The 23484-nt window shown below is 62.6% G+C and carries 22 protein-coding genes and 2 tRNA genes; 14 read left to right on the top strand and 10 right to left on the bottom strand.

What is annotated here, in order from left to right; genetic code table 11:
• Nucleotides 1–124: 124 nt before the first annotated feature.
• The 4 genes from AAFN84_RS15405 (at nt 125) to AAFN84_RS15390 (ending at nt 4014) form a co-directional block, all read left to right on the top strand.
• Complete coding sequence (locus AAFN84_RS15405; protein ID WP_347515483.1) at nt 125–673, top strand: CDP-alcohol phosphatidyltransferase family protein; 549 nt, start codon at nt 125–127, stop codon at nt 671–673.
• Nucleotides 654–1799, top strand: a complete 1146-nt coding sequence (locus tag AAFN84_RS15400) for an AI-2E family transporter (protein WP_347515482.1) — start codon at nt 654–656, stop codon at nt 1797–1799. Before AAFN84_RS15405 ends, AAFN84_RS15400 begins: the two co-directional genes overlap by 20 nt.
• A gap of 7 nt (nt 1800–1806) precedes the next feature.
• On the top strand, nt 1807–2514 hold the full coding sequence (hdaA, locus tag AAFN84_RS15395; protein ID WP_347515481.1) for a DnaA regulatory inactivator HdaA: 708 nt from the start codon (nt 1807–1809) through the stop codon (nt 2512–2514).
• A gap of 321 nt (nt 2515–2835) precedes the next feature.
• On the top strand, nt 2836–4014 hold the full coding sequence (locus tag AAFN84_RS15390; RefSeq protein WP_347515480.1) for a DUF4214 domain-containing protein: 1179 nt from the start codon (nt 2836–2838) through the stop codon (nt 4012–4014).
• 75 nt (nt 4015–4089) lie between these two features.
• Here AAFN84_RS15390 and AAFN84_RS15385 read toward each other — a convergent pair.
• From AAFN84_RS15385 to AAFN84_RS15365, 5 genes are all read right to left on the bottom strand, one after another.
• Nucleotides 4090–4166: transfer RNA gene (locus tag AAFN84_RS15385), tRNA-Arg, on the bottom strand.
• Between the two features lie 21 nt (nt 4167–4187).
• On the bottom strand, nt 4188–4493 hold the full coding sequence (locus AAFN84_RS15380) for an ETC complex I subunit (RefSeq protein WP_347515479.1): 306 nt from the start codon (nt 4491–4493) through the stop codon (nt 4188–4190).
• A gap of 36 nt (nt 4494–4529) precedes the next feature.
• Nucleotides 4530–4606: transfer RNA gene (locus tag AAFN84_RS15375), tRNA-Pro, on the bottom strand.
• A 109-nt stretch (nt 4607–4715) separates the two neighbouring features.
• On the bottom strand, nt 4716–4898 hold the full coding sequence (locus AAFN84_RS15370) for a hypothetical protein (protein WP_347515478.1): 183 nt from the start codon (nt 4896–4898) through the stop codon (nt 4716–4718).
• A gap of 77 nt (nt 4899–4975) precedes the next feature.
• Nucleotides 4976–6184 (bottom strand): cystathionine beta-lyase, encoded by a 1209-nt coding sequence (locus AAFN84_RS15365; protein WP_347515719.1) that lies wholly within the window; start codon nt 6182–6184, stop codon nt 4976–4978.
• Between the two features lie 360 nt (nt 6185–6544).
• On the opposite strand from AAFN84_RS15365, the gene AAFN84_RS15360 reads away from it, so the two are divergent.
• The 4 genes from AAFN84_RS15360 to AAFN84_RS15345 all read left to right on the top strand — a co-directional run bounded on the left by AAFN84_RS15360 (nt 6545) and on the right by AAFN84_RS15345 (nt 10851).
• Nucleotides 6545–7573, top strand: coding sequence for an amino acid ABC transporter substrate-binding protein (locus AAFN84_RS15360; protein WP_347515477.1), 1029 nt, complete (start codon nt 6545–6547; stop codon nt 7571–7573).
• A 67-nt stretch (nt 7574–7640) separates the two neighbouring features.
• Nucleotides 7641–8831, top strand: coding sequence for an amino acid ABC transporter permease (locus tag AAFN84_RS15355; protein ID WP_347515476.1), 1191 nt, complete (start codon nt 7641–7643; stop codon nt 8829–8831).
• Between the two features lies 1 nt (nt 8832).
• Complete coding sequence (locus tag AAFN84_RS15350; RefSeq protein WP_347515475.1) at nt 8833–9990, top strand: amino acid ABC transporter permease; 1158 nt, start codon at nt 8833–8835, stop codon at nt 9988–9990.
• Nucleotides 9991–10047: 57 nt separating this feature from the next.
• Nucleotides 10048–10851, top strand: coding sequence for an amino acid ABC transporter ATP-binding protein (locus AAFN84_RS15345; protein ID WP_347515474.1), 804 nt, complete (start codon nt 10048–10050; stop codon nt 10849–10851).
• Between the two features lie 39 nt (nt 10852–10890).
• Here the strand turns inward: AAFN84_RS15345 and AAFN84_RS15340 are convergent, their stop codons facing one another.
• Nucleotides 10891–12093, bottom strand: a complete 1203-nt coding sequence (locus AAFN84_RS15340) for an FAD-dependent oxidoreductase (protein WP_347515473.1) — start codon at nt 12091–12093, stop codon at nt 10891–10893.
• Nucleotides 12094–12123: 30 nt separating this feature from the next.
• Entirely contained in the window at nt 12124–12369 is a 246-nt protein-coding gene (locus AAFN84_RS15335; RefSeq protein ID WP_347515472.1) for a zinc-finger domain-containing protein, read from the bottom strand.
• Nucleotides 12370–12532: 163 nt separating this feature from the next.
• On the opposite strand from AAFN84_RS15335, the gene AAFN84_RS15330 reads away from it, so the two are divergent.
• Complete coding sequence (locus AAFN84_RS15330) at nt 12533–14746, top strand: RNA degradosome polyphosphate kinase (RefSeq protein ID WP_347515471.1); 2214 nt, start codon at nt 12533–12535, stop codon at nt 14744–14746.
• Nucleotides 14743–16254, top strand: a complete 1512-nt coding sequence (gene ppx, locus AAFN84_RS15325; protein WP_347515470.1) for an exopolyphosphatase — start codon at nt 14743–14745, stop codon at nt 16252–16254. The genes AAFN84_RS15330 and ppx overlap by 4 nt, the downstream gene beginning before the upstream one ends.
• Before the next feature lie 16 nt (nt 16255–16270).
• Here ppx and AAFN84_RS15320 read toward each other — a convergent pair whose 3' ends face one another.
• The 3 genes from AAFN84_RS15320 to AAFN84_RS15310 all read right to left on the bottom strand — a co-directional run bounded on the left by AAFN84_RS15320 (nt 16271) and on the right by AAFN84_RS15310 (nt 19245).
• Nucleotides 16271–16741 (bottom strand): SRPBCC domain-containing protein, encoded by a 471-nt coding sequence (locus tag AAFN84_RS15320; RefSeq protein WP_347515469.1) that lies wholly within the window; start codon nt 16739–16741, stop codon nt 16271–16273.
• Between the two features lie 18 nt (nt 16742–16759).
• On the bottom strand, nt 16760–17914 hold the full coding sequence (gene rnd, locus AAFN84_RS15315) for a ribonuclease D (protein WP_347515468.1): 1155 nt from the start codon (nt 17912–17914) through the stop codon (nt 16760–16762).
• A gap of 74 nt (nt 17915–17988) precedes the next feature.
• The gene (locus AAFN84_RS15310; RefSeq protein ID WP_347515467.1) at nt 17989–19245 is read right to left on the bottom strand and encodes an MFS transporter; all 1257 of its coding nucleotides are present in this window, start codon (nt 19243–19245) and stop codon (nt 17989–17991) included.
• Nucleotides 19246–19427: 182 nt separating this feature from the next.
• Between AAFN84_RS15310 and AAFN84_RS15305 the strand changes: the two genes are divergently transcribed.
• From AAFN84_RS15305 to aspS, 4 genes are all read left to right on the top strand, one after another.
• Nucleotides 19428–19856, top strand: coding sequence for a hypothetical protein (locus tag AAFN84_RS15305; RefSeq protein ID WP_347515466.1), 429 nt, complete (start codon nt 19428–19430; stop codon nt 19854–19856).
• Nucleotides 19857–19895: 39 nt separating this feature from the next.
• Entirely contained in the window at nt 19896–20249 is a 354-nt protein-coding gene (locus AAFN84_RS15300) for a hypothetical protein (RefSeq protein ID WP_347515465.1), read from the top strand.
• Between the two features lie 266 nt (nt 20250–20515).
• On the top strand, nt 20516–21550 hold the full coding sequence (locus tag AAFN84_RS15295) for a hypothetical protein (protein ID WP_347515464.1): 1035 nt from the start codon (nt 20516–20518) through the stop codon (nt 21548–21550).
• Nucleotides 21551–21692: 142 nt separating this feature from the next.
• On the top strand, nt 21693–23483 hold the full coding sequence (gene aspS, locus AAFN84_RS15290; protein WP_347515718.1) for an aspartate--tRNA ligase: 1791 nt from the start codon (nt 21693–21695) through the stop codon (nt 23481–23483).
• Nucleotide 23484: the final 1 nt, after the last annotated feature.

Raw genomic sequence — 23484 nt, 5'->3', positions numbered from 1 at the left:
GCTCTTCGCATGAAGTGCTCGCGCTCGCAAGCGCGCGGGCCGCTGATGTGATCGCGCACTTGATCGTTGTGACTTTGCCGGCCATTTATCAACAGGGCGCTTGCGCGTCCGGGAGACATTACCGGTGACAGTACCGAATTTCATCACGATCTTCCGGTTCCTTCTGGTCCCGGTCGTCATTCTCGCGCTCCTCAGCGACGACAAGGAATGGGCGCTCGTCTGCTTCGTGGTCGCAGGCGTGTCCGACGGCGTGGACGGGTTCATCGCCCGGCATTTCAACCAGCGCTCGACGCTCGGCGCCTATCTCGATCCGATGGCCGACAAGCTGTTGCTCGTCAGCGTCTTCGTCGTGCTCGGTTTCATGGGCGAACTGCCGCTGTGGCTGGTTGTCATGGCCGTGTCGCGCGATGCCTTGATCGTATGCGCAGTTCTTCTGTCGACGATCATGGGAAACCCCGTCACCGTGAAGCCGCTTTTCGTGTCGAAGGCCAACACCGCCGCCCAGATCGTGCTCGCGATCGTCGTCCTGGCAGAACTCGCCTTCGCAGAATCATTCGGTCCGACGCGATTCCTGCTTGTCTGGCTGTGCGCGGTCTTGACCGTGGGTTCCGCGGCGGCCTATCTCGTGCAATGGCTGAGGCATATGGGCCGCGATGAACAAGCAGGACACTGAGATTCAGGAGCGGATGGCCGAGGCCGTCGTGGCGGGCGCGTTCCGCCGCCAGATCATGTTCTGGTTCGCCGCCGCCGTCGTCTTCATCGTATTTCTCTACGTGTTTTCGTCCGTCCTGCTGCCCTTTTTCGCAGGCATGATCCTCGCCTATTTCCTCGACCCGGTCGCCGACCGCTTCGAGCGCTGGGGCCTCTCGCGCATGGCCGCGACGGTCCTCATCCTGGTTCTGTTCATCGTCGTTCTCGCTCTCGGCATGATGCTGGTCATCCCGATCCTGGCGAGCCAGGCTGCCGAGTTCCTTGGACGCCTGCCCGATTATTTCACTCGCCTGCAATCGCTTGTGACCAGTTTCGACCCCGAATGGCTCGGCCGGACCGTCGGCGTCGATCCCGAATCGCTGCGCGAAGGGCTGACCTCGCTGCTGCAGGAGGGCACCGGCTTCATCACCGGGTTGTTCTCGTCGCTCGTCAGCTCGGGCAGAACGCTCATCGACATTGCCGGGCTCTTCGTGATCACGCCTGTCGTCGCCTTCTACATGCTGCTCGACTGGGACAGGATGGTCGCGCGTGTCGACAGTTGGGTGCCGCGCGACCATCTCGGCACGGTGCGCAAGATCGCCAACGACATCGACCTTGCCGTTGCCGGCTTCGTCCGGGGCCAGGGTACGGTCTGCCTGATCCTGGGGATATTCTATGCCGTCGGCCTGACGATCGTCGGGCTGAACTTCGGCCTGCTGATCGGGCTCTTCACCGGCCTGATCGGTTTCATCCCCTATGTCGGCTCCATGATCGGCCTGATCCTGTCGCTGGGTGTCGCGTTGGTCCAGTTCTGGCCCGAATGGCACTGGGTCGTCGTCGTCGCCGTGATCTTCTTCGCGGGCCAGTTCGTCGAGGGCAACATTCTTCAGCCGAACCTCGTCGGAAAGAGTGTCGGTCTCCATCCCGTCTGGCTGATGTTCGCGCTCTTCGCGTTCGGTGCTCTGTTCGGCTTTGTTGGCCTGTTGGTCGCGGTGCCTGCCGCCGCAGCGGTCGGCGTTCTCGTCCGATTTGCCCTGTCGCGCTACCTTCAGTCGCCCTTCTATCGTGGCCACGCGCCGGATGCCGACCTGTCCGAGCCGGACCGGTAAAGCGCCCATGTCTTCCGGGCCTGCGAACACACCGCGGCAATTGCCGCTCGATCTCGTCCATCCCGTTGCACGCAGTCGTGACGACCTGGTCGTTGCCCCCGCCAATGCGGAGGCGCTGGCGCTGATCGAGCGTTGGCCCGACTGGCCAACGCCTGTCATGGTGCTTGCCGGGCCGGCTGGTTCGGGAAAGTCGCACCTGGCGGCGATCTGGTGTTCCGAAAGCAGCGCGTCCCGATTCTCCGCCGGGCCGCTCGGGTCCGCGGCGATCGAGGCTGCCGCGCATGGTCCCGTGCTGATCGATGACATCGATGCTCGACCCGTCGACGAGATCGGGCTGTTCCATCTGATCAACGCCGTGCGACAGGCGGGCACCTCGCTGCTGCTGACCTCCCGGCGGTTTCCCTCGGCCTGGTCCGTCCGGCTCCCCGACCTCGCATCGCGTCTCAAGGCCGCGGCGATCGTCGAGATACAGGAGCCAGACGATGTCCTGCTGGCTGCGGTGCTGACCAAGCTGTTTGCCGATCGCCAGGTGGAGGTCGAACCGCACGTCGTCCACTATCTCGTGCGCCGCATGGAACGCTCCCTGTCGACAGCCATCGATGTCGTGGCGCGACTTGACCGCGCTGCCCTCGAGCAGAAGACGCGTATCACCCGCGCGCTCGCTGCCCAGGTGCTGACTGCAATGGATGCGGGCCAGCAGCGGCTGGACTTCTAACCCCGCCGAACTCCAATTTTTCTTTCGGCTTTCTTCTTTTCGCGCCGACGCTTGACCCCGTGGTTCGCTGACATTGTTCTTCGGCATGCTTCGAAGTCAAATCATGGTGCGAAAGAATATTAGAAAATACTTCAATGAAGCTATGTTTCTGATGCTGATAAAGAAATTTACATGAAATATAATATATCGTTAAAATCTTAAATAATCAAATATCAATGAAGTAACCAGTGAATCTTATTGCTTAATGGAAGATTGAACGTTTGTACCGCCCTCCATGTTTGAGAGTCGTCGAATGAAAACGGCTAGTAAGGAGGAAGTACTATGCCCCTGAGCAATTTACTCGACGATCTCGGAAATCTGGTCGATGAAGCTGGCAACAGCGTCGAAGACCTTGTCGATCCGTTGCTTCCCGGCGTTGGCGGCACCGCCGACGACGTGGTTGACGCGGTTGCGGATCTGCTGCGTGGAGATGTTCTCGATATCGGTGGCGATGGCGGCGGAGCAGGTGAGGAACTGCCGCTATTGAGCAACCTTTTCAGCAACGGCCTGCTCGGCGAAGACCCGACGCAGTCGATACTTGGGCTCAATCTTCTCGATGACGAAGGCGTCGTCGTCCTGGATGTTCTCGGCACCGAGGTTGCCGTGCTGCCCGATAATGGCGGAATCGTCACCATCGACGACCAGGGCGTGCTCGGCGAAAGCGACGTGCTTGATCTCGGCGGCTTGCTTGGCGATGGGGGACTGCTCGACCTGAGCGGCTTGCTCGGGTCCGACAGCCTTCTCGATCTGTCGGGCCTTCTCGGCGGCGTTCTGGGCTTGCTGTCGCCCGACGGCTCCCTTGATCCCGACGACTATCTCGACGAGGACGGCAATGTCGACACCTCGAAGTTCGAGACGGTGCTGATCGGCACGGACGGGCGCGACACCTTCTCGATCACCGAGGACAGCTCGACCTATGTCGACGGTCGCGGCGGGCTGGACGTGGTGAATCTCGGCCGCTCGGTCGAGGGCCTGTCCTTCGCCAGTGGCTCTAACGCGGTGGTCTTTGCCGACGGTGACACGCCGTACTACTTCGAGAATGTCGAGCGCGTCACCTTCTTCGAAGGCGCTCTGTACCTGGATACCGGCGCCGGAGAGAACGCCGGAATCGGATACCGGCTCTACCAGGCCGCCTTCAACCGCGCGCCTGACAATGATGGTGTGAAGTTCTGGGTTGAAGAACTCGACGAGGGGCTGTCCGCGCAGGACGCCGCAGCCGGCTTCATCTTCTCCAACGAGTTCGCCGCCACCTATGGCAGCCTCTCAGACGAGGAATTCGTCGCCGAGATCTACGAGAACGTGCTTGGCCGCTCCGCCGAGGGCGCGGGCACCGACTATTGGCTGGGTGAACTGGACAGTGGTCGCCAGGACCGCGCCGACGTTCTGCTCGGCTTCTCGGAAAGTGCCGAGAACGTCGAACTCGTCGGCCAGGTCATCGACGACGGCTACACGGTCGCCTGACACACCCCGGAAGAGCTCCAACTCGCCCCGCTGCCGTAAGGTGGCGGGGCTCATTTGTTACAGAACGGGGGTGGGTGGCGATCCCGGCAGGACTCGAACCTGCGACCATCGGCTTAGAAGGCCGGTGCTCTATCCATCTGAGCTACGGGACCGAGGCCGTGATCGACGCCGGTTCAATGCGTCCAGGGGATCTTTCGATCATAGCGGAAATTTTCCGCATAAGACATTTGCCTGCGGCGTGGTTCCTTCGGCTGCTGCACACGGAAGGTGATGCCGCTTTTTTCGGCATAGGCGACTGCTTCTTCCAGCGTGTGGAAGGTGAGCCGGATCTGGCTCTTCATGTCGCCGGACGTGGTGTAGCCCATCAGCGGATCGATCTTGCGCGGCTGCTCGGGATCGAATTCGAGGACCCAGTAGCCGGTCTTGGACTTGCCCGACTGCATTGCCGTCTTCGCGGGGCTGTAGATGCGCGCTGACATGTGAGCCTGGTCCTCTTGTCGTCGTCTGTCCCGAGATGGTCGGAGCGGCAGGATTCGAACCTGCGACCCTCTGGTCCCAAACCAGATGCGCTACCAGGCTGCGCTACGCTCCGTGGCCAGTCAAGACCTTGCGCCTAATAGGGTTACGGCACCGGAAGCGCAAGCCCGCCAGACGAGAAATATGTCTCGCGGCTGCTTGCGGCCCGTGCCGCTGGGGCAGGATCAGTAGTGCTTCGATCCTCTTCCGTAATAGGCGTCCGCGTCGCGGCCGGGGACAGGCGCGTTCAAAGTGTCGTTTTGCTGGTCCTGCGCACGGATCTTGGTCGCATACCAGGAGTTGTCCGTCTCACTGACGCAGGCCGTGCTCAGGGTCGCGACGGCAAGTACTGCGAATATGGTCTTCATTGCTGCTCCGAATATTTTTCTGCCCGACGGCCTGCTGGCATATGGGGCTGACGGAATGGGTCGTCCAGTGGGCGCGGTCAACGCGCGCCGGCTGCCGCGGCAAGGCCACGCGCGATGTCGGCTTTGATGTCCTCGACGTTCTCGAGGCCGATCTGCAGCCGCAGCACCGGACCCTCATAGTCCGCTTTTGCAACCGTCCTGTCGCCGAGCCAGACAAGCACAGCTAGGCTCTCATAGCCGCCCCAGGAATAGCCGAGGCCGAAAATTTCCAGCGCGTCGAGGAAGGCATGGCCCTGCTTTTCGCCGCCGCCGTCGAGCACGACCGAGAAGATGCCGCTCGATCCCGAAAAATCCCGCTTCCAGATCTCGTGTCCGGGATGGCTCGCGAGGCCCGGGTGCAGCACGCGCGCGACGCCGGGCTGTCCCTCCAGCCAGCGCGCGATCTCCAATGCGCTTTGCTGGTGGCGTTCGAGCCGCACGCCCATGGTGCGCAGTCCGCGCAGGACCTGGTACACGTCGTCCGGCGCAGCACAACATCCCATCGTATAGTGGGTCTCGATGAGCTTCGGCCAGCACGCTTCGTTGGCAGAAACCGTGCCCAGCAGGACGTCCGAATGTCCTGCCGGATATTTCGTCGCGGCATGGATCGAGATGTCGACGCCGTGTTCGAGCGGCCGGAAATAGACCGGCGTCGCCCAGGTGTTGTCCATCATCACAACCGCCCCGCCGGCTTTAGCGGCGTGCGCGACGGCGGGGATGTCCTGCATCTCGAAGGTGTTGGAGCCGGGCGATTCGGTGAACACCACCTTGGTGTTGGGTTTCATCAGCGCCGCGATCTCCGCGCCCACGAGCGGGTCGTAGTAGTCGACCTCCACGCCGAGGCGCTTGAGCATGGTGTCTGCGAAATTGCGGGTCGGGTGGTAGACCGAATCGACGATGAGGACGTGATCGCCTGCCGACAGGAATGCCAGCAGCGGAAGCGTCACCGCGGCCAGGCCCGACGGCACGAGGATGGTCCCGGCAGACCCTTCAAGCGCATCGATCGCGCCGGCCAGGGCATCCGTGGTCGGCGTACCGCGCGTGCCGTAGGTATATTTCTGGTTGCGCGCGGCCATCGTGGCGGCGTCGGGAAACAGCACGGTCGATGCGTGCACCACCGGCGGGTTCACGAAGCCGTAAAAGTCGCGTGGATCGTTGCCCGAATGGGCAAGCCGCGTGTGAATGCCCGTGCTGCTGTAGTCGCGTTTTGTCATGGGGTCCGCCTGTCTTGTGCGATTGCAAGGCATATCCAGTGGCATGCTGGCATGCAACCCGCGCGATGCGAGGACGCCTCGCGCGGCAGTGAATCCAAGAATTCCGAGCCCCGCATTCGTGACAATGACTGTATCGCGACGGTCTCGACTTGAACGATTTCAGGTAGTTCGCGCACAAGTTTTGCGCAGCACTGCCTAACGGCTCATCATTTGCCCACTCGTCGTCATTCGCACTTGACCGGCATCCAATAATCGCCTTCGATGGCCTCCGTGAGTGGGAGGTGGAGCACGCGCGTCGATGACGATGCCGCGTTCCGGCCGAGGCCGGAATGGACCTGCTTCCGAAAAAAACGATCCGGACGAACGTCCGACAACAGAAAAGGGTATGTGGGCATGAAAAAGTTGGTAACCGGAATTCTTGGCTCGGCCGCGCTTGCGCTGTCGGCCACCGCTGGCTCGGCAGCGACGCTCGATGACGTCAAGGAAAAGGGCTACGTCCAGTGCGGCGTCTCGACCGGCCTTGCCGGCTTCTCCGCACCGAACGATCAGGGTGAATGGGAAGGCTTCGACGTCGAGCTTTGCCGCGCGGTCGCCGCTGCGGTGTTCGGCGATGCCGAGGCCGCGCGCTTCACCCCGACCAACGCCACCGAGCGCTTTACGGCCCTGCAGTCCGGCGAAATCGACGTCCTGACCCGCAACACGACCTGGACCACGAGCCGCGACACGTCGCTCGGCTTCAACTTCGCTGGCGTCAACTACTATGACGGCCAGGGCTTCATGATCAACGCAGCAAACCTGCCGGGCATCAATTCCGCGCTTCAGCTTTCCGGCGCAGCCGTCTGTGTCCAGACCGGCACGACCACGGAACTCAACTTGGCCGACTATTTCCGCGCCAACAACATGGAGTACAACCCGGTCGTCTTCCAGGCACTGGAAGAGGTCAACGCCGCCTACGATTCGGGCCGTTGCGACGTCTACACCACCGACCAGTCCGGCCTCTATGCGATCCGTCTGACGCTTACGGCGCCGGATGACCACGTCGTGTTGCCCGAGATCATTTCCAAGGAGCCGCTTGGCCCGGCCGTGCGCCACGGCGACGACCAGTGGCTCGACGTTGTCAAATGGACCCTCTACGCAATGATCCAGGCCGAGGAACTGGGCATCACCCAGGCCAACGTCGACGAGATGGTCGGCTCGGACAATCCCGAGATCAAGCGCGTTCTCGGCGAAGAGGAAGGCTCCAAGCTTGGTGCCGATCTCGGCCTTGAGGAGAAGTGGGTCTACAACATCGTCAAGGAAGTCGGAAACTACGGCGAGGTCTTCGAGCGCACCATCGGCCAGGAGAGCCCGCTCAAGATCGCGCGCGGTCTGAACCAGCTTTGGACCAAGGGCGGCATCCAGTACGCGATGCCGATCCGCTGATCTGAAGACTGAACGGATGACGGGGGGCGCGATGTACGCCTCCCGCTCCACCTAAAGGGGAACAGGTATGGCGTCGCAGGATGAAATCCGCGCGGCGGGCCCGGCACAGGCGTCTTGGATCAACGACCCCAAGATGCGGGGATTGATCTACCAGATCATCGTCGTGGTGCTGCTGTCCGCTTTCGTCTACTGGATTGTGGGCAATACGCTTGAGAACCTGCGCCGCGCCAATATCGGCTCCGGCTTCGGCTTTCTGGACCGGCGTGCCGGTTTCGACATCGCCCAGACGCTTCTGCAATACACAGCGGACTCGACCTTTGGCCGCGCTTTGGTCATTGGCTTCGTCAACACCGCCCTGGTCGCTGTCTGCGGCATCCTGACGGCAACGCTGATCGGCTTCATCGTCGGTGTCGGGCGGCTTTCGGGCAACTGGCTGATCGCCAAGATCTGCACGGTCTATGTCGAGGTCTTCCGCAACATCCCGCCATTGCTGGTCATCTTTTTCTGGTATTTCGGCGTGCTGTCGGTCTTGCCGCTTCCCCGCGACAGCATCGAGATGCCGCTGAATACCTATCTCAACAGTCGCGGCTTCTTCGTTCCGTCGGCAAGCTTCGGGCCGGACATCTGGCTCGTCGTCGCCGCCTTTGTCGTGGCGATCGCACTGTCGTGGTTCGTCAAGCGAAAGGCGTACCAGCGCCAGATGGCCACCGGCGAGCAGTTTCCGGTCCTGTGGACGAGTCTTGGCCTCATCATCGGCCTTCCGCTGCTCGCGTTCTTCCTTGCCGGCATGCCGGTGACGTTTGAATTTCCTGTGCTGGGCGCTTTCAATCTGAACGGCGGTGTCAGCATCAAGCCGGAGTTCCTGTCGCTCTATCTTGCACTGTCGTTCTATACCGCGTCGTTCATCGCTGAAATCGTGCGTGCCGGCATCCTCGGCGTCAGCAGGGGTCAGTCGGAAGCGGCCCACGCGCTGGGTGTTCGCGCCGGCCCCACATTGCGTCTTGTCATCATCCCGCAGGCGATGCGCATCGTCATTCCACCCCTCACCAGCCAGTATCTCAACCTGACCAAAAACTCGTCGCTTGCCGTGGCGGTGGGTTATCCCGACCTCGTCGCGATCGGCCAGACCACCATGAACCAGACGGGGCAGGCGATCGAAGTGGTCGCGATCTGGATGGTCGTCTACCTCGGGCTGAGCCTGTCGACTTCGACGTTCATGAACTGGTTCAACGCCAAGATGGCGCTGGTGGAGCGGTAAGATGCAGGAACACGACATCTCCTTCGTCCGCGCCCAGATGGTCATCGCGCAGGAAGCGCCGCTGCGCGAGCGGGGTCTTGTCCGTTGGCTCCGGGTGAACCTGTTCGCCTCCACGACGGATACGATCCTCACCGTTATCGGGTTACTGTTCGTCGTCTGGCTGCTGCCGCCGTTCATCCAATGGGCATTCATTAACGCGACGTGGGTTGGGCCGGACCGCTCCGTCTGCGCCACCATTGCGCAGGGTGGCACCCAGCCAGATGGCTGGTCCGGTGCATGCTGGGCCTTCGTGAATGCCAAGTTCGAGCAGTTCATGTATGGGCGCTACACGATCAGCGAGCGCTGGCGCGTCAACGTCACGGCGATCATGTTCGTGGTTCTTCTCGTACCGCTCCTGATCCCGCGTGTGCCCTACAAGGTGCTCAACGCCATCCTGTTCTTCGGCGTGTTTCCGATCCTCGCCTATTTCCTGCTGGTGGGCGGCGTCCTTACGCTTCCCTACGTTCCGACGACGTTGTGGGGGGGGCTCCTGGTGACCATGGTGCTTTCCTTCGTCGGCATCTCCGTCTCCTTGCCGCTCGGCGTCGCGCTCGCGCTCGGCCGTCGATCCCAGATGCCGGTCGTCAAGCTTCTATGCGTCATCTTCATCGAGGTCGTGCGTGGCGTGCCGCTGGTGACGGTGCTTTTCATGGCCAGCGTCATGCTGCCTCTCTTCATGCCGGCAGGGTTTACCTTCGATCGGCTCGTGCGGGCGCTCGTCGGCGTGGCGCTGTTTGCGTCCGCCTACATGGCCGAGGTGGTGCGTGGCGGGCTGCAGGCCATTCCGAAGGGGCAATATGAAGGCGCCGACTCGCTCGGCCTGAGCTACTGGCAGAAGATGGGTCTCATCGTGTTGCCGCAGGCCCTCAAGCTCGTCATACCGGGCATCGTCAACACCTTCATCGGTCTCTTCAAGGACACCAGCCTGGTCTACATTATCGGGATGTTCGACCTGCTGGGCATCGTTCGCCAGAACTTTTCCGACCCGAACTGGGCATCGCCGCAGACGCCGATGTCGGGACTTCTGTTCGCCGGCTTCGTGTTCTGGCTGTTCTGCTTCGGCATGTCACGCTATTCGATCTATATGGAACGTCGCCTGGACACCGGCCACCGATCATGATCCGCCGGCACGGAAAAGCACCAGCAAGAATAGGCCGAAGCGCCAAAGGGGAATCTCATGGCCACTGAAAACGCCGCACGCAGCGAAGAAATCGCGGTGGATCGCTCCAAGATGCACATTTCCGAGACCGATGTCGCCATCGAGATCAAGGACATGCACAAATGGTATGGCGACTTCCACGTCCTCAAGGACATCAATCTGAAGGTCATGCGCGGAGAGCGCATCGTCGTCTGCGGTCCTTCCGGTTCGGGCAAGTCGACGATGATCCGGTGCATCAACCGACTGGAGGAACACCAGAAGGGCAAGATCGTCGTCGACGGCATCGAACTCACCAACGATCTCAAGCGTATCGACGAGGTACGGCGCGAAGTCGGAATGGTCTTCCAGCACTTCAACCTCTTCCCGCACCTGACGATCCTGGAGAACTGCACGCTGGCGCCGATCTGGGTGCGCAAGACGCCGAAGCGGGAAGCGGAACAGACCGCAATGCATTTCCTCGAACGCGTCAAGATCCCGGAGCAGGCCAACAAATATCCCGGCCAGCTCTCGGGCGGCCAGCAGCAGCGCGTGGCGATTGCCCGTTCGTTGTGCATGAACCCGCGCATCATGCTGTTCGACGAGCCGACGTCGGCACTCGATCCGGAAATGATCAAGGAAGTGCTGGAAACGATGGTCGGCCTTGCCGAGGAAGGCATGACGATGATCGTCGTCACCCACGAGATGGGTTTCGCGCGTCAGGTCGCCAATCGCGTCATCTTCATGGACCAGGGGCAGATCGTCGAGCAGAACGAGCCGGAAAAGTTCTTCGACAACCCGCAGCACGAGCGCACCAAGCTCTTCCTGAGCCAGATCCTGCATTAGGTTCGGGGGAGCAGGCAGCCGTCGATGGAGGCTTTGCTTCTACTGGCTTGCGGCCTCGTCGAATCCGTAGAGCCAGTCCATGTCGGAGGCGAGCGAGCCGGCTGGGCGCGAGGCAAGCACCATATCGCGCCCGAACGCCACGGGTCCCCGCGCGTGCCAGACAAAGCGGTTGAAGCTGCCGCGCTTTGCCACCCGTGCCACACGCCGCTGGCGCGCCTGTTCATAGCGCTCCAGCGCGTGGCGCTTGTCTCCGGGCTGTTTTGCCACGAGCCGTGCCAGCGTTGCCGCGTCTTCAATGGCCATGGCTGCGCCTTGCGCGGCGAAAGGCGTCATCGCATGGGCGGCGTCGCCGACAAGCGCCAGGCCGCTGCCATCCGTCCACGGCCCGTTGGGGTCGACGTCGTGCAACGGCCAGGTCGTCCACGAACCCGCCATCGCCGCCAGCGACTGGAGTTCGTCGGCTGCTCCCCTCATGGCGTCGAGCAGCAGCCCCGTATCCGCGGCGCCGGACCAACCGCGCACGGGCTCAGGTCCACGGGTCACAGCGACGAAATTCACCGCGCGCCCGCCACGCAGCGGGTAGGCGACGAGATGGAAACGTGGATGCATGAATGAGGTGACGCTGTCATGCGCTGGCAACCACCGCGATTGGCCGCCCGTGGCCGCGACGGTCGCCCGCCATGCGACATAGCCGCTGTAGCGGCTGTCGCGCGCGCCGGGCACGCTGTCGCGCAGGCGGGACCACACGCCGTCAGCGCCGACGACGAGATCGAATGCGCCCTCGTTACTATCGTCTGAAAGCACGAGCGACGCGCGTCCATCGCTTTCCCGCCTCAGCGAGTCGACCGCGCGGCCGGTCCGCAGGTCCACGGCGGGTGAAGCCGCGACCATGTCGACGAGTGCCTGCTGGAGGTCGGCGCGATGGATTGTCAGGTAGGGTGCGCCCCAGCGCTGCAGGGCTGCCTCGCCGAGCGGAACCGTCGCAACCTCGCGCAGCGAATCCGCGCGCCGCAGGACGACGCCTTCCGGTTGGACCGCCTTGTCCAGCAATCGCTCGATGACGCCGAGCCGCGCAAGAATCCGTGTCGCGTTCGGAGACAGTTGCAGCCCGGCGCCTATTTCTTCAAGCGTCGGTGATCGCTCGAAGACGACGACCTCGAAGCCGTGTCGTGCGAAGGCAAGGGCCGCAGTCAGGCCAGCGATGCCGGCGCCCACGACGGCGACCCGGCCTGCCGCGGTCATCGCCCGGTCCTTGTCACGGAAATCGTCCGCTCAGGCTGCCTGATGGTGGTAGACCGCGCCCTCAGGCTTGGTCTCGGTCGCCTTGAGCGCGGGATTGTAGCGAAACAGCGTCGAGCAATAGGGACAGACCTTTTCCGAATCGTCGCCCATGTCGAGGAAGACGTGGGGATGATCCTGAGGCGGGTTGGCGCCGACGCACATGAACTCCTTCACGCCGATCTCAATCGCGGCGTGGCCTGCGTCGTTCTGGAAATGCGGTATCGCGTGACCGGCCATGGAAAGCTCCGAGATGCTGTCGATGCGGATCGTGTGCGTTTGCAGCATAAACCGGCGCTTTGCAAGACGGTGATATCAAACTGTCGCAAAACCCTGTCAGGAGACCACTTGACGGAATCCGCGCCTGCTGATGCAGTCGGCGCAACGCATCGGGTGGAACAAGATGAACGAGTTGAGACCGGCGACAAGCGAATTCACCGGAGAGATGAAGGCTCTGGCGGCTTCACCGGAAGGCAATCCCGACCGTTTCGTCAACCGTGAGTTCTCATGGCTGCAGTTCAATCGACGGGTGCTCGATGAATCGCAGAACCCATGCCATCCGCTGCTCGAGCGCGTGCGCTTCCTGTCGATTTCGGCGGCCAATCTCGACGAATTCTTCATGGTGCGCGTCGCCGGGCTAGCCGGCCAGGTCCGCCAGGGCATCGCCATCAAGAGCCCCGATGGTCGCACACCGGAACAGCAGCTCGAATTGCTGTTGCTCGAAGTCGCCAGTCTGCAGGAGGACCAGCAGCAGAGCTATTCCTCTCTGACGGGACTGATGCGCCAGCAGGGCATCGAGATCGTGCGCGGCGATGCGCTCAACCGCGACGAGTTGCGCTGGCTCGAAGACCACTTCATGGAATCGGTCTTCCCGGTGCTGACCCCGCTGTCGATCGACCCCGCCCATCCGTTTCCGTTCATCCCCAATCTCGGCTTTTCGATGGGCCTGCAGTTGCGCAACCTGCGCGACGGCGAGGAGATGACCGCGCTGCTACGCCTGCCTGTTGCCTTGCGGCGCTTCGTCCGCCTGCCGGATCGCAAGACGACCGTGCGCTTCATGGCGCTGGAAGATGCGGTGGCATTGTTCATCGGCAAGCTCTTTCCCGGCTATGAGGTCAAAGGGTCCGGAACGTTCCGGATCATCCGGGACAGCGACATCGAGGTCGAGGAAGAAGCCGAAGACCTGGTGCGCCTGTTCGAGAGCGCGCTGAAGCGGCGCCGCCGGGGCCAGGTGATCCGTATCGAGTTTGACGACGAGATGCCCGAGGCGCTGCGCGATTTCGTCGCCACCGAACTGGGCGTGGCGGGCGGGCGTGTCTCCATCCTGAAGAAGCCGCTTGCGATCAACCAGATTTCCGAGATCGTTTCGCTGCCGCGCGACGACCTCAAGTTCACCCCCTACAATCCGCGCTTTCCCGAGCGCATCCGCGACCATGGCGGAGACTGCTTCGCCGGCATCCGCGAAAAGGACATCGTCGTCCACCATCCCTACGAGAGCTTCGACGTGGTGGTGCAGTTCCTGCGCCAGGCAGCGGCCGACCCGGAAGTCGTCGCCATCAAGCAGACCCTGTATCGCACCTCCAACGACAGCCCGATCGTGCGCGCGCTCATCGATGCCGCCGAGGCCGGCAAGTCGGTGACCGCGCTCGTCGAGCTGAAAGCCCGTTTCGACGAGGAAGCCAACATCCGCTGGGCGCGCGACCTGGAGCGTGCGGGCGTTCAGGTCGTCTTCGGCTTCATCGAGCTGAAGACCCATTCGAAGATGTCGCTCGTCGTGCGTCGCGAGGACAACAGGCTGCGAAACTACGTCCATCTGGGCACCGGCAACTACCACCCGATCACCGCCCGCATCTATACCGACCTGTCCTATTTCACCACCGATCCCGAGATCGCGCGCGACGTGGCGCAGATTTTCAACTTCATCACCGGCTATGCCGAGCCCGCGCATGAAATGCGGCTCGCCATCTCGCCGTTCACGCTGCGCAATCGGATCCTGGAGCACATCGCCGCCGAAAAGGCATTTGCCGATCTGGGAAAGCCGGCGCAAATCTGGATGAAGATGAATTCGCTCGTCGATCCGATCGTCATCGACGCGCTTTACGATGCCAGCCGGGCAGGGGTGGAGATCGACCTCGTCGTGCGCGGCATCTGCTGCCTGCGCCCGCAGGTGCCCGGCCTGTCGGAAAACATCCGCGTCAAGTCGATCATCGGCCGCTTCCTCGAGCACAGCCGAATCTTCTGCTTCGGCAACGGTCACGGCCTGCCATCCGACGAAGCCGTGGTCTACATCAGCTCGGCCGACATGATGCCGCGTAACCTCGACCGCCGCGTCGAAACCATGGTTCCCATCACCAATCCGACTGTGCATGAACAGGTGCTCGGCCAGATCATGCTGGGAAACATCATGGACAACCAGCAGAGTTTCGAAGTATTGGCGGACGGTACCTCGCGGCGCATGCAGCCGGAGGAAGGCGAGGAACCGTTCAACGCGCAGGAATATTTCATGACCAATCCCAGCCTGTCCGGTCGGGGCGACGCCCTGAAATCCAATGCGCCGAAACGCATAACCCAGCACAAGCGCCGCAAGAAGGCGAACTCGACAACGCAGGGCGAATGATTCAAACATCTCAGGGCCGGCTGCCTGATCGCTGGCCACTGTCGATCATCGACATCGGATCCAACTCGATCCGACTAGTCGTCTATGAGGGCATTGCCCGTTCACCAACGGTCCTCTTCAACGAGAAGATGCTGGCCGGGCTTGGGCGTGGAATCGTCTCCACTGGGCGGCTCGATGAAGAGGCGGTTCGCCGCGCCGTCGAGGAGTTCCGCCGCTTTCGTGCGCTCTCCGACCAGGCAGGTGCCGAGGATTTCCACGTGATCGCCACCGCGGCGGCGCGCGAGGCCGAAAACGGCATGGACTTCATCCATCGCGCCGAAGAGATTCTCGGTGCCCCGGTGCGCGTGTTGTCGGGACGCGAAGAGGCCTACTATTCGGCGCTCGGAATCATCTCCGGCTTTCACCGTGCCGACGGCATTGCCGGTGACCTCGGCGGCGGCAGCCTCGAACTGGTCGATGTTTCCGGAGAGACCATCGGCGACGGCATCACCTTGCCGCTCGGTGGCCTGCGGCTTCAGGACATGGCGAAGGGGTCGCCTGCCGAAGCCTACAAGATTGCCCAGCGCGAGCTGAAACGGGCCGGCCTGTTGGCTGCGGGCGAGGGGCGCACCTTCTACTGCGTCGGCGGCACCTGGCGCAACCTCGCACGCCTGCACATGAACGCCACCGACTATCCGCTGAATGTGATGCACCACTATGAGCTGGGGGTCGACGATTCGGCGGATTTCCTGCAGCAGGTCGCCGGTGGCGAACTGACCAAGATGAAGGGCATCGCGCGCATTTCGAAGTCGCGCCGCGCCCTGCTGCCCTATGGCGCCGCCGTGCTTCAGGCCATCGTGCAGTCGATGAAGCCGTCGAGGATCGTCGTCTCCGCGCTCGGCGTGCGTGAGGGCTATCTCTATTCGCTGCTCGACCAGGAACAGCGCGCTGCTGATCCCCTGATCTCGGCTGCCGAGGAATTGGCGGTGCTGCGCGCGCGCTCGGTGAAGCATGCGAGGGAGCTTGCCGCGTGGACCGGTGAGGCATTCGAGGCATTCGGCCTGCAGGAAACCGAAGAGGATGCGCGCTACCGTCAGGCGGCATGCCTGCTTGCGGACATCGGCTGGCGCGCCCACCCCGAATATCGCGGCACCCAGTCGCTCAACATCGTCGCGCATGCCTCGTTCATCGGGGTTGATCACCCCGGCCGGGCCTTCATCGGGCTCGCCATCCTGTTCCGCCACGAAGGCATCTACGAGGATGCAGTCTCCCCCGTGATGCGGGCGCTGGCTGGCCCGCACCACCTCGAACGCGCGCGCGTTCTTGGCGCTTTGCTGCGCGTGGTCTACCTGTTCTCCGCCTCGATGCCAGGTCTGATGCCGCGTCTTATATGGAGGCAGGAGGGCGATACCCTTCAGCTCGTCGTGCCGCGCAGCCATGCCGGACTTCTGGGCGAGCGTCCTGACGGACGCATGGCGCAGCTTGCCAAGGTGCTCGGCCGACCGATGCAGATCGTCGCGGGCGACTGAGTTTGAGCCTTCCGCCTCAGCGGGTCACGAACGCTTCGAGGTTGCGCAATGTCGAATCCAGGCCATCATGGTGATCGGCCTGGAGGATGCCGGATGGCACGTTCTCGCAGGTGATCGTCACATGCGTACCGCCGGCAACCGGCGTCAGGTTCCAAATCATTCTCATTTCGCCAGCGAAGGCCGGATCGTCGGACGCAAACGTCACCGATTGAACGACGCGCCTGCCGGGCATGAAATCCACGAACGTTCCATCGACGATATCCGACGTATCCGTCGACTTGCCCGTGCCGGTATCGTCGTCGCGGTATAGGAGCTCCATGCGGTAGCTGCCGCCCGGCCGAGGGTCGAACGCATGCATCAGCCCGCTCATGCCGGCGGGGGGTAGCCATTCGAGCCAGGCATCGGCGGATAGGAAGGCGTCGTAGATCCTGTCGGCTGGTGCGCCGATCGTGCGAGACCGGGAGTCGATGCGACCTTTCTCCGTCACCGCGTGCCTCCGTGCCGCTCAAACCGTGTCGAAAACGGTTATCCTGCGCTTGTCGAATTTCAGCGCGATTTCGCCGCGCACCAGCGACAGCGCCCGCTCGCCGAACACCTCCCTGCGCCAGCCCTGCATGGCCGGCACGTCGGCGTCTTCGCCCCTTGCGGCGATCTTCTCGATGTCGTCGCCCGATGCGAGCACCTTTGTCGCCACGCCGCGTTCCTCCGCAACGAGTTTCAGCAGCACCTTGAGCAGTTCAGCGGCCGCGCCCGTGCCTTCCGGTTGCTGCGCGTGACGGGGGAGCTTGGGCAATTCGTCCTTCGGGATGTCGAGCGCCCCGTTGACGACCTTGAGCAGAGCCGTCGCCGTCGAAGACCGCTCCCAGCCTTTCGGGGTGGTGCGCAGCCTCCCGAGCGCCTCCGTGGTGCGCGGGGCCTGCTGGGCGATCTCGAAGATCGCATCGTCCTTGAGCACGCGGCCGCGCGGCACGTTGCGCTCGCGCGCCTCACGCTCGCGCCACGCCGCCACGGTTTGCACCACGGCCAGTTCGACCGGCTTCTTGACCCTGAGTTTCAGGCGCTTCCAGGCATCCTCGGGATGAGGATCATAGGTTTCGCGCGCCGTCAGCACTTCCATCTCCTCGTTGAGCCAGTGGGCGCGGTCCTCGCGCTCGAGCTGCTCGCTCAGATGGAGATAGACGTCGATCAGGTAGGTGACGTCGGCAAGCGCGTATTCAAGCTGCTTTTCCGAAAGCGGGCGATGCCGCCAGTCGGTGAAGCGGGACGACTTGTCGAGGCGCGTGCCCGTCACCTTCTGCACGAGCTGGTCGTAGGACACGCTGTCGCCGAAACCACACACCATTGCCGCCACCTGTGTGTCGAACACGGGGTGGGGAATGAGGTTGCCGCGATTGAAAATGATTTCGATGTCTTGCCGGGCGGCGTGAAACACCTTGATGGTGGTTTCGTCGGCCATCAGCTTGAAGAACGGCGCAAGGTCGATGCCGGGCGCGAGCGGGTCGATCAGCGCGGTGATCTCGGGGCTGGCGAGCTGTATCAGGCACAGTTCCGGCCAGAAGGTCGTCTCGCGGATGAATTCGGTATCGATGGTCACGAAGTCGGAACGGCCGAGTGTGTCGATGGCGGCTTCGAGTTCGTCCTGTTGCGTTATCAGATGCATCTAGTTCGATTTTTCCGGGCAATGAACCTCAATTCCAGTCGAAAGCTCCCGCGTCAAGCTTTTGACCGCACAGATCACTGTTGCCCACTCCTTTTGTCCTTGCGTCCGATGCCGGCGGGACGCTGCGCCAGCCGCGCGAAGATCGTCGATGTGCGCAACAGGGCGGTGAACCGGCCGCGCTCGTCGCTGGGGGCCGGAGCTCGCGCCAGCATGCGATAGAGGATCAATGCGATGAAGATGATGTAGATGAGTGCGCTGAAGAAGAACAGCGCATGCGGGCCGAACCACTCCATCACGGTCGCGGCCGCAAACGGTCCTCCGATCGCGCCGAACGAATAGAACAGCATCAGCGCCGCGTTGATCATGACATATTCGTTCTTGGCCGCGCGGTCGTTGGCATGCGCGGCCGAAAGCGAGAACAGCGGCATGGCGAAGGCGCCGAACACGAAGACGAGCGCGAAATTGACCAGCCGGTCGCTGCTGCCCATGAAGCCGAGCGCCACGGCCGCCGCCAACGCCAGGCTCGTCGTCACGAGCAGGACCGTCCGCCTGTCGCTGCGATCGGAAATGTAGCCGAGCGGGTACTGGATCAGCGCGCCGCCGATGATCGACACGCTGACGAATGTCGCCACGTCGCCGACCGACATGCCGATGTCCTGCGCATAGACCGGCGAAAGCGTGCGGAACGCGCTGTTGGTGACGCCGATGGCTATGCAGCCGATGGCGGCGATCGGCGAAATCTCCCAGGCGCGCCTGAGGTTGAGCTTGACGTCGTCGGGGGCTGCGGGGTTCGAGCGGTCGCCAAGCGACACAGGCACCAGCGAAAGCGTGATCATCATCGCCATCACCGCGAAGATCGGAAACCCTTCGGGACCGATGAGCGGGATCAGGAACTGCGACCCGGTCACCGCGCCGAGGTCGATGATACGGTAGAGCGCCAGCACCCGGGCGCGGTCGGCGTTGGCAACGCCCGAATTGAGCCAGCTCTCCATGATCGTGAACAGGCCGGCAAAGCAGATGCCCGACGCGAAGCGGGCCAGCGTCCATATCGACACGTCGATCACGGTCGCCATCACCAGCGTCGCGCATGCGGCGATCGCGGCCAGTGCGGAGAACGCTCTGATATGGCCGACGGCGCGCATCATGCGCACGATGATGAGGCAGCCGATGAGGAAGCCGGCGAAATAGGCCGTGCCCATGAAGCCGATGCTCGCGGGCGAAAATCCCTCCTGCGCGCCGCGCAGCGCGATCAGCGTGCCTTGCAGCCCGTTGCCGCCGAGCAGGATGCCGGCCGCCGTGAGAATGGGGATGAGGGGTCGCAGGCTGTGCATAAGACCGAAGCGGACGGAACGTGGACGTCCTGTATAGGCTGGCCCTCACGCCATTGTCACGGACAGATGCCCGGCAATGATGGTCCAATCGGCCCCCAAATTAGGCGAATGACCCCTTCCGTGTTACTCTCGAAATGTAAACGACTGAAACCGAACGAGAGCAAAAAGAGGAGTGTCAGCCCATGGCTCAGGACAGAAAATTTGCGGATCGCTGGTCGGAATTCAAGCCGTCCAAGACGATGTGGTTCTGGACGACGGCGGGAGCGGTTGTTGTGACGATGATCGTAGGCTTCACAGCGGGCGGCTGGGTCACCGGCGGATCGGCGCGCAGCATGGCCGAGGATGCCGCACGCGACGGCCGCGCCGAACTCGCTTCCAGCCTGTGCGTGGAAAAGTTCACCGCCTCGGCGACCGCCGCGAACCTGGCGGAGCTGAAGGAGACGTCCAGCTACCAGCAGGACAATTTTATCGAGGATGGCGGATGGACCACCTTGGCCGGCCTTGAAGATGCCGTGCCCGGTGCGGCGGATCTTTGCGCCGACGAACTGGTGGCGCTCGAAAGCCTGCCGCCGCGGACAGCCGTTGACACGGTGCCGCTCACGGATGGTTGAGGACACACGGACATGGGTCATCCGCACCTGAAGAGCGCAATGTTCGCAGTCACGGTCGGTGCCGCCTTGACGGTATCCGCCATGACATTCGCGCAGACCGACCTGCGCATGTGGGTAAAGGTCGGCGAGGGGCTGCGCAGAACCTGCCCTTCACTTGATTGCGGCATCGTCGGGACCTTCTTTCCCGGCGAGTCCGTGGTCATCCATGAGTCGCTCAACGGCTGGATGCGCGTGTCCGACTACTATTCTGCCGGCTGCTACGAAGGCCGCTCGTCATATGTCGAAAGCGGACCAAACGGATGCACCGCCGAGAACGGCATCCAGGATGGCGAGTTCGCAGAATGGATGCGCGCCGAGACGTTATCCCCTCAGGAAGCCGACGCCCGCGGCTAGCTTTCACACCACAAACCGCGCGCCACCTTGCGTTGCGCGCGGCCATCGATGAAAAACACGGGACGCTGCGGCACGTTTCGAACCCAAGACTTGTCCGTTGCTGATCGATGCACGCTGGCGACATCGGAATCTTCTGGTCATTCCGGTGATGATCTCGCGGTTAATTTGGCGTTAACCAGCGTTGCCTACAATCTACGCGAGCAATATCGCTGATACTGGCACAGTCACGGGGACCGGCAGTCCTCCAGGGATGCGGGCATCCAGAGATGATGAGCGTGACGACCGTCTTCCAGGGCAGACTTTCGCAGGACACGTCCGTGCGTCTCGTACAGAACGCATGGCAATATTCCCCTCAGGGCAGGTGGGGCGGCAGCGCCACGCTGGATCTCGGCGGAAGACATTCCTCAGCGGATGCCGTGTCCGCCATCATGCAGATCATCCTCGACGCCAAAGGCAATGCCAGCGTCTCGATCGACGCGCCGCAGGCAACGGCGAGTGTCGGAACTGGCGACGGCGACGATGTCATCGACATCAATGCGCGGGAGGTGCGCGTTCACTCCGGAAACGGGAACGATACAATCGCTGTCGACGCGCATCTGGTGAGGATGAACGCGGGTGATGGCAACGATAACATCGATGTCACCATCGGTAGGCACGCCGGAACCGGGGTCAGCTACATTCTTGCTGGGGATGGTGATGATGTGGTCAACGCCGACGTGGGGGGAGGCGGCCCCCTATTTATCGAGGGTGGCGCCGGCGACGACACCGTGTCCCTCGTTGCGCATTCAGCAGCCAGCATCAGGGGAGGACGCGGCGATGATACGATTGACGTCGTTTCCGAGGGCGCTGCCTTGTTTATCAGTGGCGGTGATGGCGACGATAAGATCAGCATCGATGCAGAGCGAATTTACCACGTCACAGGTGGACGGGGCGACGACACAATTGCTTTGAACAACAGGAGTGGCGGTCTGTCGACCATCATGCTGGCGGAAGGGGACGGCAACGACGTCGTGGAAACCAACGGTCCGCTGGCAATCTTCCGCAGCAGCGCCGACGGCACGCACGGGCTGAACGACGCGACAATCACCAAGTTGGAAGATGGCGTCTTCGAAATTGTATTCGCGGACAGCAACGACACGCTGATCGTGAAACTGACCGGCGACATGGCCAAAGCAGATGATATCTTGCTCGATCAGGACCCGGTCGACGGAATGATGACTATCCGATCTGCCAGCCTCGCGATCACGCAAGTTGCCACCGTAACCCGCTCGGATTTCCAGACCTCGACCAATCGGGAGTAGCGCGTCCCGACTATTCCGGATGATGGCTTGATTACCGGAGCCGTCCTTGACAAATCGTGCCTCTCATGCGCTTTTCCGCCCGAATTTCGCGCCGGAAGCAAGCATACTGGCACGTCCATCACACCCGGAATATTTCATGACCATGCATCGTTATCGCAGCCACACCTGCGCTCAGTTGAGAAAGGCCGATGTCGGCCAGTCGGTCCGCCTGTCGGGCTGGGTCCATCGCGTGCGCGACCATGGCGGCCTGCTCTTCATCGACCTTCGTGACCATTACGGCCTGACGCAGATCGTCGCCGACCCCGATTCCCCCTGCTTCAAGACGGCCGAGACCGTGCGTGGGGAATGGGTCATCCGTGTCGACGGCGAGGTCAAGGCGCGCACCGCCGAGACGACCAACGCGAACCTGCCGACCGGCGAGATCGAGATCTTCGCGCGCGAGATGGAAGTGCTTTCCTCGGCAAAGGAACTGCCGCTGCCGGTCTTCGGCGAGCCCGACTATCCCGAGGACATCCGCCTCAAATACCGCTTCCTCGACCTGCGCCGCGAGTCGCTCCACAAGAATATCGTCCAGCGCACGAAGATCATCGCAGACATGCGCGCGCGCATGGCCGAGTCGGGCTTCACCGAGTACTCGACGCCGATCCTGACGGCGTCGTCGCCGGAAGGCGCGCGCGACTTCCTGGTGCCGTCGCGCCTGCATGCGGGCAAGTTCTACGCGCTGCCGCAGGCGCCGCAGCAGTACAAGCAGCTCATCATGATGTCGGGCTTCGACCGCTATTTCCAGATTGCGCCGTGCTTCCGCGACGAAGATCCGCGCGCCGACCGCCTGCCCGGTGAATTCTACCAGCTCGACCTCGAAATGAGCTTCGTCGAACAGGAAGACGTACTGGCGACGATGGAGCCGGTGATGCGCGGCGTGTTCGAGGCATTCGCCGCCGGCAAGCCGGTTACCCAGAAATTTCCCCGCATCGCCTATGACGAGGCAATGCGCAAATACGGCTCCGACAAGCCGGACCTGCGCAACCCGATCGTCATGGAAGAGGTCTCCGACCACTTCCGCGGTTCGGGCTTCAAGGTATTCGCCAACATCCTCGCCAATGACGATAAGGCGCAGGTCTGGGCGATTCCGGCCAGGACCGGCGGCAGCCGCGCCTTTTGCGACCGCATGAATTCGTGGGCGCAGGGCGAGGGCCAGCCCGGTCTGGGTTACATCTTCTGGCGCAAGGAAGGCGACAGGCTCGAAGGCGCCGGCCCGCTCGCCAAGAACATCGGCGAGGAGCGCACCGAGGCGATCCGCACCCAGCTCGGCCTCGAAGACGGTGACGCCTGCTTCTTCGTCGCCGGCGACCCGAAGAAGTTCGTCTCCTTCGCCGGTGCCGCGCGCACCCGCGCCGGCGAGGAACTCGATCTCGTCGATCGCGACCGCTTCGAGCTGTGCTGGATCGTCGACTTCCCCTTCTACGAATGGGACGAGGACGAGAAGAAGGTCGAGTTCGGCCATAACCCGTTCTCCATGCCGCAGGGCGGCAAGGAGGCGCTGGACAACGACGATCCGCTGACCATCAGGGCGTTCCAGTACGACATGGTCTGCAACGGCTTCGAGATCGCGTCGGGGGGCATCCGCAACCATCTGCCTGAGACCATGGTCAGGGCGTTCGAGATCGTCGGGCTCGACCGCCAGACCGTCGAGGACCGTTTCGGTGGTCTCTATCGCGCCTTCCAGTATGGCGCGCCGCCGCATGGCGGCATGGCTGCCGGTATCGACCGTGTCGTCATGCTGCTGGTCGGTGCCAAGAACCTGCGCGAGATCACCATGTTCCCGATGAACCAGCAGGCACAGGACCTGCTGATGGGATCGCCTTCGGAAGCGACGCCGGCACAGTTGCGCGAATTGCATCTGCGCACCGTCGTTACCAAGAAGGACGATTGAC

Origin of the sequence: Mesorhizobium sp. CAU 1741 (assembly GCF_039839275.1) — a bacterium.
Lineage (GTDB): Bacteria > Pseudomonadota > Alphaproteobacteria > Rhizobiales > Rhizobiaceae > Aerobium.
The sequence above is the reverse complement of the archived record's forward strand: the minus strand, read 5'-3'. Positions and strand labels throughout refer to the sequence as shown.

Bases quoted from the DNA above. Each gene is read 5' to 3' on its own strand.
- AAFN84_RS15400 (WP_347515482.1), top strand. From the start codon at position 654: ATGAACAAGCAGGACACTGAGATTCAGGAGCGGATGGCCGAGGCCGTC.
- hdaA (WP_347515481.1), top strand. From the start codon at position 1,807: ATGTCTTCCGGGCCTGCGAACACACCGCGGCAATTGCCGCTCGATCTC.
- AAFN84_RS15390 (WP_347515480.1), top strand. From the start codon at position 2,836: ATGCCCCTGAGCAATTTACTCGACGATCTCGGAAATCTGGTCGATGAA.
- AAFN84_RS15380 (WP_347515479.1), bottom strand. From the start codon at position 4,493: ATGTCAGCGCGCATCTACAGCCCCGCGAAGACGGCAATGCAGTCGGGC.
- AAFN84_RS15370 (WP_347515478.1), bottom strand. From the start codon at position 4,898: ATGAAGACCATATTCGCAGTACTTGCCGTCGCGACCCTGAGCACGGCC.
- AAFN84_RS15365 (WP_347515719.1), bottom strand. From the start codon at position 6,184: ATGCCTTGCAATCGCACAAGACAGGCGGACCCCATGACAAAACGCGAC.
- AAFN84_RS15360 (WP_347515477.1), top strand. From the start codon at position 6,545: ATGAAAAAGTTGGTAACCGGAATTCTTGGCTCGGCCGCGCTTGCGCTG.
- AAFN84_RS15355 (WP_347515476.1), top strand. From the start codon at position 7,641: ATGGCGTCGCAGGATGAAATCCGCGCGGCGGGCCCGGCACAGGCGTCT.
- AAFN84_RS15350 (WP_347515475.1), top strand. From the start codon at position 8,833: ATGCAGGAACACGACATCTCCTTCGTCCGCGCCCAGATGGTCATCGCG.
- AAFN84_RS15345 (WP_347515474.1), top strand. From the start codon at position 10,048: ATGGCCACTGAAAACGCCGCACGCAGCGAAGAAATCGCGGTGGATCGC.
- AAFN84_RS15340 (WP_347515473.1), bottom strand. From the start codon at position 12,093: ATGACCGCGGCAGGCCGGGTCGCCGTCGTGGGCGCCGGCATCGCTGGC.
- AAFN84_RS15335 (WP_347515472.1), bottom strand. From the start codon at position 12,369: ATGGCCGGTCACGCGATACCGCATTTCCAGAACGACGCAGGCCACGCC.
- AAFN84_RS15330 (WP_347515471.1), top strand. From the start codon at position 12,533: ATGAACGAGTTGAGACCGGCGACAAGCGAATTCACCGGAGAGATGAAG.
- ppx (WP_347515470.1), top strand. From the start codon at position 14,743: ATGATTCAAACATCTCAGGGCCGGCTGCCTGATCGCTGGCCACTGTCG.
- rnd (WP_347515468.1), bottom strand. From the start codon at position 17,914: ATGCATCTGATAACGCAACAGGACGAACTCGAAGCCGCCATCGACACA.
- AAFN84_RS15310 (WP_347515467.1), bottom strand. From the start codon at position 19,245: ATGCACAGCCTGCGACCCCTCATCCCCATTCTCACGGCGGCCGGCATC.
- AAFN84_RS15305 (WP_347515466.1), top strand. From the start codon at position 19,428: ATGGCTCAGGACAGAAAATTTGCGGATCGCTGGTCGGAATTCAAGCCG.
- AAFN84_RS15300 (WP_347515465.1), top strand. From the start codon at position 19,896: ATGTTCGCAGTCACGGTCGGTGCCGCCTTGACGGTATCCGCCATGACA.
- AAFN84_RS15295 (WP_347515464.1), top strand. From the start codon at position 20,516: ATGATGAGCGTGACGACCGTCTTCCAGGGCAGACTTTCGCAGGACACG.
- aspS (WP_347515718.1), top strand. From the start codon at position 21,693: ATGCATCGTTATCGCAGCCACACCTGCGCTCAGTTGAGAAAGGCCGAT.